The organism is Streptomyces sp. ID05-26A, from assembly GCF_033794685.1.
Taxonomy (GTDB): domain Bacteria; phylum Actinomycetota; class Actinomycetes; order Mycobacteriales; family Pseudonocardiaceae; genus Lentzea.
Genome location: NZ_JARAYZ010000001.1, coordinates 2,674,595 through 2,687,049, shown reverse-complemented (window position 1 = coordinate 2,687,049; position 12,455 = coordinate 2,674,595). Strand labels below are relative to the sequence as shown.

Sequence of the window (12,455 nt, the reverse complement as noted above, 5' to 3'; positions counted from 1 at the left end):
TGAGATGACGGCCGTCAAAACGACCGAAACGGCAGCGCCGGCAGGGGACATCCCTCCGGCGCTGCCGCCTGCCGTGACGGGCGGGGCGCGCAAACGCCGCCGCCGGGGCAGCTCCTTCGACAGGATGCTGCCCTACCTGCTGCTCGCTCCCGCACTGATCGCGATCCTCTGGCTGATCGGCTGGCCGGTCGTCTCGGTGTTCGTGACGAGCTTCCGCCAGCTCAACCTCGGTGAACTGGTCCGCGGCGAGATCGTGTGGACCGGGCTCGACAACTACGTGACGGTGCTGCAGGACGAGCGCTTCTGGGACGTCTCGGTGCGCACCCTGGTGTTCACCGTCTCCGTCGTGGTCGCCTCGGTGGGCATGGGTCTCGGGATCGCACTGCTGATGCGCGTGCTCAGCCCCTGGGTGCGAGTCGCGTTGCAGGTCGCGATGCTCTGCGCCTGGGCCATGCCGATCCTCGCGTCCACCACGGTCTACCAGTGGATGTTCGACCAGAACTACGGCATCTTGAACAAGACGCTGGTGGTGCTGGGGTTCGACTCCTTCGCCGGCTACTCGTGGTTCTCCTCCGGCACCTCGACGCTGTCCGTCGTCGGGCTGCTGATCATCTGGCAGGCGATCCCCTTCCTCGCCTTCTCGCTCTACGCCGGTCTCGTCGGCATCCCGCGTGATCTCTACGAGGCAGCGGGCATCGACGGCGCGACGAGTTGGCAGACGTTCCGCGCGGTGACGTGGCCGGAGATCCGGCAGTTGCTGATGATGGTGACTTTCCTGTCGACGTTGTGGGACTTCAAGGTCTTCGCCCAGATCTGGGTGTTCCGCGAGGGCGGTCCCAGCGGTGAGAGCACGACGCTTCCGGTGCTGCAGTACCTGGAGGGCATCGCGAAGAGCCACTTCGGCGTCGCGGCCGCGATCTCCGTGCTGATGATGGTCATCCTCGGCCTGATCACGTTCCAGTACCTGCGCAAGCTGCTGCAGACGGAGGAGGGGAAGATCTGATGCTCAAGAAATCAGCCGCGAACTTCGCGGGCGTCGCGCTCGCGCTGTTCTTCATCTTCCCGACGTACTGGATGGTCACGTCGGCGTTGAAGCCCAAGGGCTCGACGATCACGTCGGACTACGACCTGATCCCGTTCTCGGTGACGCTCACGAACTTCGCGACGGCGTGGACGAAGCCCGGCTTCCTGTCCTCGCTCGGCAACAGCCTCCTGGTGACGCTGACCGCGGTCGTCGCGGCGATCGTCATCGGCATCACCGCCGCGGTCGCCATGTCGCGCTTCGCCTTCCGCGGCCGCAAGAGCTTCGTGCTGCTGATGCTGGTCGCGCAGATGGCGCCGTTCGAGGCGTTGCTGATCCCGATGTTCCTGATGATGCGGGACCTCGGGCTCTACGAGCACCTCACGTCGTTGATCCTCGTGTACTTCGCGGTGACGCTGCCGTTCTGCGCGTGGACGTTGCGCGGGTTCGTCAACGGCATCCCGGCGGAACTCGAGGAAGCCGCGATGGTCGACGGCTGCGGCCGTTGGGGCGCGTTCCAGAAGGTGACGCTGCCGTTGCTCGGCCCGGGTCTCGTGGCCACCTCGGTGTTCGCGTTCATCACGGCGTGGAACGAGTTCCTCTTCGCCAAGGTGCTGATCCGCAGCCAGGACAGCGAGACGCTGCCGGTGTGGCTGTCCGGGTTCCAGACCGCGTTCGGCACCGACTGGGGTGGCGCGATGGCCGCGTCCGCCCTGTTCACCGTGCCCGCGCTGGTGTTCTTCCTGATCGTGCAACGCAAGATGGTCGCCGGCGTCACCGCCGGTGCTGTGAAGGGATGACGCGTGGATCAGTTGGCCGCTGCCGTTCTGCTTCCCGGCTTCACCGGAACGACCGCCCCCGACTGGTTGCTGCGGCGGGTCGCTGACGGCCTCGGCGGCGTTGTGCTCTTCGGGCGCAACGTCGTCGACGACGCCCAGGTGACCGAGCTGTGCACCGAGTTGCGTTCGGTGCGCCCGGACGTGGTGATCGGCATCGACGAGGAGGGCGGCGACGTCACGCGTCTCGACGCGGGCCGCGGCTCCGAGGTGCCGGGCAACCACGCCCTGGGCGCGGTGGACGACCTCGACCTCACGCGCTCGGTGGCCGCGTCCATCGGCGCGCGGCTGGCGAAGTGCGGGATCTCGCTCAACCTGGCGCCTTCCGCGGACCTCGTGCTGACGCTGGACGACCCGATCATCGGCGTCCGCGCGTTCGGCTCGGACCCGGTGCTCGCCGCGCGGCACGTCGCCGCGTGGGTCGAGGGACTGCAGGCCGTGGGCGTCGCCGCCTGCGCCAAGCACTTCCCCGGTCACGGAGCGTCCACAGAGGACTCCCACGAGCAGCTCCCGGTGCTTCCCCGCACCGAGGAACAGCTTCGGACCGTGGAGCTCGTCCCGTTCCAGGCGGCCGTGCACGCGGGCGTCCGTTCGATCATGACCGGCCACCTCGTGATCCCCGAGTGGGGTCCGCAGCCGGTGACGCTGAACAAGCACGCGATCGACCTGCTGCGCACCGAGCTGGGCTTCACCGGCGCGGTGATCACCGACGGCCTGGACATGAAGGCCGTCGGCGGAGACCTGGCGGTCGGTGCCGTGCGCGCGCTGGCCGCGGGCGTCGACTCGTTGTGCCTGGGCGGCATGTCCCTCGACGACGAGGACATCCAGTGGCTGATCGACTCGATCGTCGCGGCCGTGAAGGCCGGTGACCTCTCCGAGGAACGCCTGACCCAGGCAGCCGCGCGCTCCCTGGCCCTGGGCCTGCCGCCCACCTCCGTGGACGCCCACGACGCCGAGATCGGTCTCACGGCCGCTCGCCGCGCGATCGAGGTGCGGGGCCGGGTCGACGTCGGTCCGGACCCGGTCGTCGTCGACCTGGTGGTGGACCCGTCGATCGCGGTCGGGGACGTCCCGTGGGGCCTCGGCCCGTACCTCCGCGAGGTCCTTCCGGGCACGGAAGTGGTCGCGGTGCGCGACGTCCCCGCGGAAGAAGTTGCGAAAACCGCAGGTGACCGCACGATTGTGGTCGTGACCCGGGACGCCCACCGCCACACTGCCGCTCGACAACTGGTAACAAACTTAACTAATCTGGGCAAGGACGTCGTGCACGTCGAAACCGGCGTGCCTGGTCCAGACCTGGGCAGCGTCGCCCGCATCGACACCCACGGCGGTTCTCGGGTGAGCCTCCGAGCCGCGGCCGAGCTGATCCTGAAAGGCACGACATGACCACGCCCCAGCCAGGCCGGCACATGGCCGCGGAGATCGCGGCCCAGCCGTCGATCTTCTCCGACCTCTACGCCTCGCGTTCCACGATCGCCGAGGTGGCGGCCGTGATCCGGGAACGGGCCCCGCGCTTCGTCCTGTTCGCGGCCCGCGGCTCCAGCGACCACGCCGCGATCTACGCCAAGTACCTGACGGAGATCCTGCTCCAGCTCCCCGCGGGCCTGGTCTCAGCGTCGACCACGACGTTGTACGGCGCCGAGCCGGACCTCCGCGACGTCCTGCTCGTCACCGTCTCCCAGTCGGGCGGCTCCCCCGACCTGCTGGAGGTCACCGCCTCCTACCGCAGGCGCGGCGCCCTGACGGTGGCCGTCACCAACACCGCCTCCTCGCCCCTGAACGCGGCCGCCGAGCTCTCGGTGGACGTCTCTGCGGGCGTGGAGCACGCGGTGGCCGCCACCAAGACCTACTCGGCGACGTTGCTGGCGCTCTACCTGCTCATCGACGCCGTCCGCGGCGGCAACGGCGAGGCCGCGGCGTCGCTGGGTGAGCTCGCCCAGGTGACCCTCGACCAGTCGGCGCCGACCGTCGACGAGGCGGTCCGCCGGTACCGCTTCGTGGACCGGGTCCTCACCACGGGCCGCGGCTACTCCTACGCCACGGCGCTGGAAGCGTCGCTGAAGCTGGCCGAGACCTCGTACCTGGCGGCCCGCGCGTACAGCGGCGCGGACCTCCTGCACGGCCCGGTGGCGGCGGTGGACGGCGAGACCGCGGTCCTCGCCATCACCTCGCTGGGCAAGGGCGGCGACTCGCTGCGCGACGCCCTCGACGTGGTGCACCAGCGCGGTGCGGACGTGGTGGCCGTCGGCTCGGCTTCGGAGAAGGTCGGGGCGACGTTGTCGATCGGGATCCCGGAGACGGCCGAGGAAGTGGCGCCGGTCCTGGAGATCCTGCCCGTGCAACGCCTGGCCCACGGCCTGGCACTCGCCCGCGGCGGCGACCCGGACAGCCCGCGCGGCCTGAACAAGGTCACGCGCACGCTCTGATCCGCACGACGGAAGAGCCCGCCTGGTCCCCCCAGGCGGGCTCTTTCCTTTCCTCAGCCGAAAACTTCTTCGACGAGCTTCTTGGTCACGGCCTGGAACGCTTGTGCCAGCGACAGATCGGCGTCGTCGACGTAGTTCAGCGCGGCGGTCAGGGTCTTGCTGCCGTCGGCCGTCGTGTACATCAACGCGCCGTGGCCCATGGTGCCGCCGTTGTGGGTGATCACCTTGCCCGCAGCCGTTTCCTGCACGAAGACGCCCAGCCCGTAGCCGACCTTCGGGTGCGGGGCGAGCATCTCGGCGAGCAACGGGGCCGGCAACAGTTCGCCGCGCACGAGCGCCGTGATGAACCTGGCGAGGTCCGCGGTCGTCGAGATCATGTCGCCGCCGCTGGAGATCCACGACGGGTCGTGCCGGGTGACGTCGACCGTCTTCTCCTCGCCGCCGTCCTCGTACCGGTAGTAGGCGTGAGCGTGCGGTTCGGCGATCTCCTGACCGGCCGGCACCGAGGTGCCGGTCAGCCCGAGGGGTCCGAGGACCAGCCGCCGCATCTCCTCGGCGATCTCCCGGCCGGTGACCTGCTCGATCAACAGCCTGGCGAGGACGTAGTTGGTGTTGGAGTAGCTCCAATCCGTGCCCGGTTCGAAGCGCGCGGGCTTCGACAGGGCCAGCCGCACCAGGTCCTCCGCCCGGCGCGCCTCGAACCGTCCGTTCAGCCACTCCTCGCCCTGCCAGGGGATTCCCGGTGCGAAGGTGCCGTCGTCGTAGTACTCGCCGGTGTGGTTGAAGATCCCACTGGTGTGCTGCAACAGCATCCGCACGGTGATCGCGCGGTCGAGCCCGAACTCGGGCAGGTGGTCGGCCACCGGGCCGTCCAGCTCGATCAGGCCTTCCGCGACGAGCATCAGCACGGCGGTCGCGACGAACGTCTTGGTGTTGCTGCCGATCCGGACGTGTCCGCCTGGCGGTGGCTCCGCCGTTCCGCCGACCTCGCTGCGTCCGGCCCTCACGACCTGCTCGCTGCGTTCGTCGTGCAGGCGCAACTCGACACCGGTGAAACCCGAGTCGACCATCTCCTGAGCTATCTCTCGCACCATTCCCAGCCCCCCGTGCTCGTTGTTTCCGATGCACGAAACGCTACGTTGCGTTCATGAATCCAACAAACACGTTCACTGTCCCGGCCTGCTGTTTTCGCAGCTTGAAGCTCACATTTTGTTGCAACGGGCTGGAAATCTAACGCAACGATCATTGCAATGAAGTGAATCTGAACGCGACGAAGGGCGCCTCTCCACACGTGCTGGAGGAGGCGCCCTTCGTCGTGCGTACTACTGCCCCGCGGTGGCGTATCCCGCCGCGACCGGCACGGCAGGCACGGCCGCGTCGAACACGACCCGACCGTCGACCCAGACCTTCTTGGGTCGAAGGTCGTCGTCCCACCACACCAGGTCCGCGACGGCACCCGGTGCGAGACGACCGAGACCGGACTCGCCGATGACCTCGGCGGGCACGATGGTCGCCGAGGCGAGAGCGTCCGCCACGGGCACACCCACCGACACGATGTTGCGCACGGCGCGGTCGAGCGTGAGCGCCGAACCCGCGATCGTGCCCTCGGGAGACCGCGGCACACCGTCCTCGGTGAGCAGCACGTCCGCACCACCGAGGTGGTAGCGGCCGGGCGGCATCCCCGCGGCGGCGACGGCATCGGTGACCAGCGCGACTCGCGCCCCTGCGGCGTTGAACACGAGACGACACACGTCCGGACCGACGTGAGCCAGGTCCGCGATCAGCCCGAGGGTGAAGCGTTCGTCGACCAGAGCCACGCCGGGCACACCGGGTTCGCGGTGTCCCAACGGCCTTTGGGCGTTGAACAGGTGCGTCACCATGCGGGCACCCGCATCGGCGGCGGCGCGGGTCTGCTCACCCGTGGCATCGGAATGGCCCACCGCGACGAGCACGCCGGCCTCGACGAGACGGCGGACCGCCTCCATGCCACCGGGCTGTTCGGGAGCCATCGTCACCATCCGCAGTGCGCGGCGGATCAACTCGTCGTCGAGGAGCGCCGAGATCTGGTCAGGACCAGGCTCGACCATGAACGACGGGTCGTGCACCCCAGCCCGTTTGGGCGACAGGAAGGGGCCTTCGAGATGTACGCCCAGCGGCCGGGCACCCACTCCGTCCGGCAGGGCGGCGGAAGCGGCGAGCACGGCCCTGGCCTGCCTCAGCACCACGTCGACCGGTGCGGTGATCAACGTGGGCAGGAACCGGGTCACACCGGTGGACGGCAGTGCTTCGGCCACGGAACGCATTCCGGCGGCGTCCACCTCGGCGAAGTCGACGCCCACGGCGCCGTTCACCTGCACGTCGACCAGGCCCGGTGTCAGCAGGCCGTCGGACAGGATCTCCGCGCCGGGTGGTGCTTCACCGGTGGTCACCTCGACTATGCGGCCGTCCCTGATCCGCACCGAGGCAGGACCGACGATCGTGCGACCGAGCAATGCGCGCGGTGCTGCGACAACGGCGTCCAAGATCCCTCCTTGAATGGTCCAGACCATTATGGCCACAACTGGGGTTCACGTCACGCGTCGTTAGTAGATAACCATCTCACAAACCACTTGGTGAATGAGGTCCGAAATGACCGGGATGCCACGAAGATGACCATCCGTGGCGCATACTGGTGCCCAGACATCCGAGGTCTACGACGAGTTGAGGGTGCCGTGGCAGTCACCGACGATGCGATTCTGCGCGTCAAAGAGATGATCGTTTCGGGCGAGCTGAAGCCCGGCGATCGCCTCCCACGTGAGGCTGACCTGGCAGAACGTCTTGGTTTGTCGCGCAACTCGCTGCGCGAGGCAGTGAAGGCGCTGTCACTCGTCCGGGTGTTGGACGTCCGCCAGGGCGACGGCACGTACGTCTCGTCGCTGCGGGCCGACGACCTGCTCGGCGCACTCTCCTTCGTGCTCGACCTGCACCGGGGCGAAGATTCGGTGCTGGAAGTCCTCCAGGTCCGCCGCATCCTCGAGCCCGCGGCGGCCGCCATGGCTGCCCAAAGGGTCGATGCGGACGAGATCGTCAAGCTCCGCGCGTTGTGCGACGCCGCCGAGGGCGCGAAGTCCGTGGAGGAACTGGTCGAGCACGACCTCGACTTCCACCGCGCCATCGCCCAGTGCTCGGGCAACGCCTACCTGGCCCAGTTGCTGGACACCCTGGCCGGTCCTACCGTCCGGGTGCGGATCTGGCGCGGCATCACCCAGTCGAACGCCGTCGACCGCACGGTCGCGGAGCACCGCGCGATCGTCGACGCGCTGGCCGCGCGTCAGCCGGAGCTCGCGCGCAGCTGGTCCACGGTGCACGTGGCCGGCGTGGAGCAGTGGCTGTCAGACCTGGCCTGACCGGACGGTCACTCGAGCTTGAAGGTGTGCGAGGTCGCTTGGCCGTGACTGCCGGTGAAGTAGCCGGCAGCCTTGACCATCACCTTGGCCACCCCTTCGTCGACGAACTTGACGATCTCCACGCCCCCGCCGTCCTTTGTCGGGTATCCGACCCAGCTCATCGTCTCCGCCGGGGTCTTCCCTGGGGTCACCGCCCCATGGGGCATCACCGTGGCCGCCAGCAACTGGAGGACGTGCAGCCGGTCATCCCCTTCTTTGTCGCCGATCTCCTGTCGCACAAATGCGAGAACAGCCTTCCAGGCCCAGCTCTCCAGTACGACGAACTCGCCCGAGTCCCGCACGCAGGCCAACCGATCGACAGACGGGTCACTCTTGGAGGCACGATGAATGCCTACAAAGGTGGTACCGGGCACCACATGTCCGTAGACAGTGTTTCCAACGAATCCGAACCCTTCCGCAAACTGCTTTCCAGCAGCCTCCGACGTGGGGCCACTCCACTTTTCCCAAGTCTTTTCGAAGACCCACTTGCCGCCTTCGACTGTCTGCGCAGCGATCTCGGCTCTGATCTCCTTTCCGAACTCAGCGAGCCATCCAGCTGCAGCTCCGCTGACTCCAGCGATGACAGGAACGGCCGCTCCGCACGCCGCAAGGGTAGGCACACCGACCGTCAGCGCAAGGGCGCCACGGCCTGCGCCGATCAAAGCGACTCTCCGGGAAATCACCATCGCCCACCTCGTCATCCACTAGAAGAGATCCCCCACGAAGGTACGCCGAAACTCAATCTCTTACACATAATAAAACCCAATGTAACAATTCAAGAAAAATGGGAACCTCAACGAGGTATGCGATACATCTATAAATGACAAAAAGTGGAAACGCGTAGTGGCCGTCAGACCTGGCGTAGCTGCTCCAACACCACCCGCACCGCAGGCTGCCCGTCAGCCCGGTTCCGCACCACCGCCGACACGGTCCGGAACACCTGCTGCTTCAACGGCCGCAACGCCACCCCGGGCCGCCGGGCCACGGACGGCACCAGCGCCACCCCGAGCCCGGCCTCGACCAGCCCGCACATCACCCCGAAGTCGTCGCAGTACGCCTGCGCCCGCGGCACGAACCCGGCAGCGCCACAAGCGCGCTGGGTCAGCTCGTGGCACGAGGCGTCGGTGCGCGGCATGATCCACGGCCGGTCGGCCAGCACCGCGAGGTCCACGGAATCCTGCTGCACCAACGGGTCCGAGAGCGGCAGCGCCACGTTCACGGGCTCCACGAACAGCTCGAACGACTCGCAGGACTCGGGCAGCGAGCGGGGCATGATGTTGTACGAGTGGATCACCGCGATGTCGATGTCCCCACGCCGCAGGGCGGGCAGCGACGCCTCCGGTTCCATCTCGTGCACGAACAGGTCCACATCGGACCCGTGCGCCTGCCGCAACACCTGGATCACGCGCGGCAGCAGGGCTGCCACGGACACGAACGCCCCGACCCGCACCACACCCGACACGGAGGTCCGCAGCGAGGCCAGGTCGGCTTCGGCCGCGGCCAACTGGTCCAGCACCAGCTGCGTGTGGGCCGCCAGCACGTGCCCGGCGCGCGTCAACGCCAGCCGTCGCCCGTCCCGTTCGACCAGGGCGACCCCGGCCTCGCGTTCCAGCGCGGCCAGCTGCTGGGACACGGCCGGCGAGGTCACGTGCAGGGCCTCGGCTGCGGCCGTGACCGTGCCGTGGACCGACAGAGCGTGGAGCAATCTCAGACGCCGCACATCCAACACAAAGCTCAGCTTAACGTTCCGAGCAGAACTTCTAACTGGAACTTTGCGAAGACTAGAGCCACGCTGGAGTCATGTTCGGACGAGTGCTGGTAGCGATGGTCACCCCGTTCACCCCCGACGGTGACCTGGATCTCAAGGGTGCGCAGGAGCTGGCGGCGCACCTCGTCGACAAAGGTGGCGCGGACGGGCTGGTCGTCAACGGCACGACCGGCGAGGCGCCCACGACCACCGACGCCGAGAAGACGCAGATCATCAGGGCCGTGAAGGAGGCTGTCGGCGACCGGACGCAGATCCTCGCGGGCGTCGGCACCAACTCCACGCGCCACACGATCGAACTGGCCCACCAGGCGGAGGCCAACGGCGCCGACGGCCTGCTCGTCGTCACGCCGTACTACAGCAAGCCCACGCAGGAGGGCGTCGAGAACCACTTCCGGCAGGTGGCGAACGCGTCCGGCCTCCCGGCGCTGCTCTACGACATCCCCGGCCGCACCGGCACCGCGATCGACACCGAGACGCTGCTGAAGCTGTCGGAGCACCCGCGGATCGTCGGCGTGAAGGACTGCAAGGTCGACCTGCTCGCGACCGCCCGCGTGATCGCCGAGACCGGCCTCGACTACTACTCCGGCAACGACGAGCTGATCCTGCCGCTGTACTCGATCGGTGGCGTCGGCACGGTCAGCACCATCGGTCACGTCGTCGGCAACGAGATCAAGGCGATGCTCGACGCCTACGACGAGGGCGACAACAAGGAAGCCCTGCGCCGCCACCAGGCGTTGCTGCCGGTGATCACCGCGATCATGACCCGCGAGCCCGGTGCCGTCGCCGTCAAGGCCGCGCTCAGCCTGCTCGGCCTGCCCTCCGGCCCGGTCCGCGAACCGCTCGTCGGAGCGACTCCGAAGCTGATCAACGAGCTGAAGGCGCTGTTCTAAAGCGCGTAGACCCGGCGAGCAGTGCCCGAGAAGATCGAGGCCTGCTCGTCGGGCGACAGCTCGGACACCAGTTCCCTGGCCGCGCCAAGCCATTCGTCGTACGACGCGGCCAGCAGGCACACCGGCCAGTCCGAGCCGAACATCAGGCGCTCAGGCCCGAACGCGTCCAGCACGACCTCGAAGTAGGGGCGCAACAACGCCACGTCCCACGACTTCCAGTCGGCCTCGGTGACCAGCCCGGACAGCTTGCACGTCACGTTCTCGTGCGCCGCCAGCGAGCGCACCAGCTCGGCCCACTCCCCCGGATCCGAACCGATCGCGGGCTTCGAGCAGTGGTCCACCACGAACTCGACCTGGGGCAACGCCGCCACGGTCCGGCGGGCGGCCGACAGCTGGTGCGGCAACGTCAGCAGCTCGTAGACCAGGCCGTGGGCGCCGACCTGAGCCAGCCCGTGCCAGACGTCCTTGCGGCACAACCACTCCGGGTCCGGCTCGCTCTGCACCTGGTGCCGGATCCCGCGCAGCCACGAACCATCAGGCCGGTCCACCAGCTCCGCCAGCGCATCTCCGACGGCCGCCGAAGTCAGATCGGTCCAGCCCACCACCGCGCCGACCACGCCCGAAGACGCCGCGATCGCCAGGAACTCCGGCGTCTCCTCCGGCACGCACACCGTCTGCACCAGCACGGACGTCGACACGTCCGGTGCCGCGGCGACGAAGTCGGGTTCCAGGAACGACCGCCGGATCACGCCCATCGGCGGATCGGTGATCCAGTCCTGGTCCCGGACGGAGAGATCCCACAGGTGGTGGTGAGCGTCGACGATCACGGCGTCGGCACCTCCGGATCGATGAGGTTCAGCGCCTTCAGCTCGTTCCACAGGTCCTCGGGAATCGAGGCGGAGAAGTACGCGGCGTTGGCGGTCATCTGCTCCGCCGTCCGTGCGCCGATCACCACCGACACCACCGCCGGGTGACCCAGCGCGAACTGGATCGCCGCCTCGGGCAGCGTCACGCCGTGCCGCCCGCACACCTCGGCGATCGCCCGCGCCCGCGCGACCAGCGCAGCAGGCGCTTCCTCGTAGTTGTACCTCGCGTCGGCCGCCACCACGGGCTTCGACAGCAGCCCGGAATTGAAGACCCCGCACGCCACCACGGAAACACCGCGGTCGACGCAGGCGGGCAGGAACGAGACCAGCGAAGGCTGCTCGAGCAACGTGTACCGGCCGGCCAGCATCACCACGTCGATGTCGGTCTCGCGGACGAACCACTCCGGCATCTCCCACTGGTTCATGCCGACGCCGATGGCGCCCACGACACCCTGCGACCGCAGGTCCTCCAGCGCCGGGTAGGCCTCACCGAAAGCGGAAGCCCAGTGGTCGTCCGGGTCATGGATGTAGACGATCTCCACCCGGTCGGTGCCGAGACGCTCCAAAGAGGACTCGATCGACCGCTTCACGCCGTCAGCCGAGTAGTCCCGCACCCGCCGGAAGTTCCGCGGCACCGCGAAGCCCTCGTCGTCGAGCCCGACCCCGTCCGCGGGCTCCAGCAGCCGCCCGACCTTCGTGGAGATCACGTACTCGTCGCGCGGGCGCCCGGCCAGCCCCAGGCCAAGCCTCCGTTCGGACAGCCCGAGCCCGTAGTGCGGCGCGGTGTCGAAGTACCGGACCCCGCTCTGCCACGCCGCTTCCACGGCACCCAGGGCTTCTTCGTCCGGAATCTCCCGATAGAGGTTGCCGATCGGCGCACCACCGAAGCCAAGACGAGAAACAGCGACCTTCACGGCAGCTCCCACACGAGTCGCACAGCGGGTTCGGCGCCGGAGTAGTCGTCCTCGACCTCCAGCAGTTCGGCCATCTGAGCCTGCCACGGAACGTTGGCGGGGTGCTCGGCCAGATGCGCGCGCATCGCGCGGTAGTCATCGACCTCGACGAGGTGGAAGAGCTCGCGCCCAGAACGCCAGATCCGCCACGACCAGACTCCGGCCTCGCGCAGCGCCGCGTCCAGTTCGACCGGGATCGTCGCGTGGATGCGGTCGTAGTCGGCCTCTCGCCCAGCCCGAAGCCGGGTGTGCAGCGCAACGGTCTCCAAC

At 68.2% G+C, this 12,455-nt stretch carries 13 protein-coding genes; 6 read left to right on the top strand and 7 right to left on the bottom strand.

What is annotated here, in order from left to right; translation table 11 throughout:
* Positions 1-4 precede the first annotated feature (4 nt).
* From PV646_RS13300 to PV646_RS13285, 4 genes are read left to right on the top strand one after another with little or no spacing between them, the layout of a single operon-like run.
* On the top strand, positions 5-1,003 hold the full coding sequence (locus tag PV646_RS13300; RefSeq protein WP_500341715.1) for a carbohydrate ABC transporter permease: 999 nt from the start codon (positions 5-7) through the stop codon (positions 1,001-1,003).
* Complete coding sequence (locus PV646_RS13295) at positions 1,003-1,821, top strand: carbohydrate ABC transporter permease (RefSeq protein WP_500341714.1); 819 nt, start codon at positions 1,003-1,005, stop codon at positions 1,819-1,821. Before PV646_RS13300 ends, PV646_RS13295 begins: the two co-directional genes overlap by 1 nt.
* A 3-nt stretch (positions 1,822-1,824) precedes the next feature.
* On the top strand, positions 1,825-3,243 hold the full coding sequence (locus PV646_RS13290; protein WP_500341713.1) for a glycoside hydrolase family 3 protein: 1,419 nt from the start codon (positions 1,825-1,827) through the stop codon (positions 3,241-3,243).
* Positions 3,240-4,283, top strand: a complete 1,044-nt coding sequence (locus PV646_RS13285) for an SIS domain-containing protein (RefSeq protein WP_500341712.1) — start codon at positions 3,240-3,242, stop codon at positions 4,281-4,283. The genes PV646_RS13290 and PV646_RS13285 overlap by 4 nt, the downstream gene beginning before the upstream one ends.
* A 53-nt stretch (positions 4,284-4,336) precedes the next feature.
* Here PV646_RS13285 and PV646_RS13280 read toward each other — a convergent pair whose 3' ends face one another.
* Both PV646_RS13280 and nagA read right to left on the bottom strand, forming a co-directional pair.
* Positions 4,337-5,377 (bottom strand): serine hydrolase domain-containing protein, encoded by a 1,041-nt coding sequence (locus PV646_RS13280; protein ID WP_500341711.1) that lies wholly within the window; start codon positions 5,375-5,377, stop codon positions 4,337-4,339.
* Between the two features lie 228 nt (positions 5,378-5,605).
* Positions 5,606-6,805 (bottom strand): N-acetylglucosamine-6-phosphate deacetylase, encoded by a 1,200-nt coding sequence (gene nagA, locus PV646_RS13275; RefSeq protein ID WP_500341710.1) that lies wholly within the window; start codon positions 6,803-6,805, stop codon positions 5,606-5,608.
* Positions 6,806-6,994: 189 nt separating this feature from the next.
* Here nagA and PV646_RS13270 point away from each other — a divergent pair, with 189 nt between their 5' ends.
* Entirely contained in the window at positions 6,995-7,669 is a 675-nt protein-coding gene (locus PV646_RS13270) for a FadR/GntR family transcriptional regulator (RefSeq protein ID WP_500341709.1), read from the top strand.
* Positions 7,670-7,677: 8 nt separating this feature from the next.
* On the opposite strand, the gene PV646_RS13265 is transcribed toward PV646_RS13270, so the two are convergent.
* Together PV646_RS13265 and PV646_RS13260 are read right to left on the bottom strand one after the other, a co-directional pair.
* On the bottom strand, positions 7,678-8,409 hold the full coding sequence (locus PV646_RS13265; RefSeq protein ID WP_500341708.1) for a hypothetical protein: 732 nt from the start codon (positions 8,407-8,409) through the stop codon (positions 7,678-7,680).
* A gap of 149 nt (positions 8,410-8,558) precedes the next feature.
* On the bottom strand, positions 8,559-9,413 hold the full coding sequence (locus tag PV646_RS13260) for a LysR family transcriptional regulator (RefSeq protein WP_500341707.1): 855 nt from the start codon (positions 9,411-9,413) through the stop codon (positions 8,559-8,561).
* A 95-nt stretch (positions 9,414-9,508) separates the two neighbouring features.
* Here PV646_RS13260 and dapA point away from each other — a divergent pair, with 95 nt between their 5' ends.
* Positions 9,509-10,366 carry a 4-hydroxy-tetrahydrodipicolinate synthase gene (gene dapA / locus PV646_RS13255; RefSeq protein WP_500341706.1) on the top strand — a complete coding sequence of 286 codons (858 nt, stop codon included), beginning with the start codon at positions 9,509-9,511 and terminating at the stop codon, positions 10,364-10,366.
* Here the strand turns inward: dapA and PV646_RS13250 are convergent.
* Genes PV646_RS13250 through PV646_RS13240 form a run of 3 tightly spaced genes read right to left on the bottom strand, consistent with a single transcriptional unit; the run spans position 10,363 to position 12,454 of the window.
* The gene (locus PV646_RS13250) at positions 10,363-11,193 is read right to left on the bottom strand and encodes an amidohydrolase family protein (protein ID WP_500341705.1); all 831 of its coding nucleotides are present in this window, start codon (positions 11,191-11,193) and stop codon (positions 10,363-10,365) included. The genes dapA and PV646_RS13250 overlap by 4 nt on opposite strands.
* Positions 11,190-12,146: an aldo/keto reductase gene (locus tag PV646_RS13245; protein WP_500341704.1), complete on the bottom strand. Its 957-nt coding sequence runs from the start codon at positions 12,144-12,146 to the stop codon at positions 11,190-11,192. The genes PV646_RS13250 and PV646_RS13245 overlap by 4 nt, the downstream gene beginning before the upstream one ends.
* A complete protein-coding gene (locus tag PV646_RS13240; RefSeq protein ID WP_500341703.1) occupies positions 12,143-12,454 on the bottom strand; it encodes an L-rhamnose mutarotase in 312 nt (103 codons plus the stop codon). Before PV646_RS13240 ends, PV646_RS13245 begins: the two co-directional genes overlap by 4 nt.
* Position 12,455: the final 1 nt, after the last annotated feature.

Excerpts from the sequence above, each read along its gene's own strand:
- PV646_RS13280 (WP_500341711.1), bottom strand. The coding sequence starts at position 5,377 with ATGGTGCGAGAGATAGCTCAGGAGATGGTCGACTCGGGTTTCACCGGT.
- PV646_RS13285 (WP_500341712.1), top strand. The coding sequence starts at position 3,240 with ATGACCACGCCCCAGCCAGGCCGGCACATGGCCGCGGAGATCGCGGCC.
- dapA (WP_500341706.1), top strand. The coding sequence starts at position 9,509 with ATGTTCGGACGAGTGCTGGTAGCGATGGTCACCCCGTTCACCCCCGAC.
- PV646_RS13295 (WP_500341714.1), top strand. The coding sequence starts at position 1,003 with ATGCTCAAGAAATCAGCCGCGAACTTCGCGGGCGTCGCGCTCGCGCTG.
- PV646_RS13265 (WP_500341708.1), bottom strand. The coding sequence starts at position 8,409 with ATGACGAGGTGGGCGATGGTGATTTCCCGGAGAGTCGCTTTGATCGGC.
- PV646_RS13300 (WP_500341715.1), top strand. The coding sequence starts at position 5 with ATGACGGCCGTCAAAACGACCGAAACGGCAGCGCCGGCAGGGGACATC.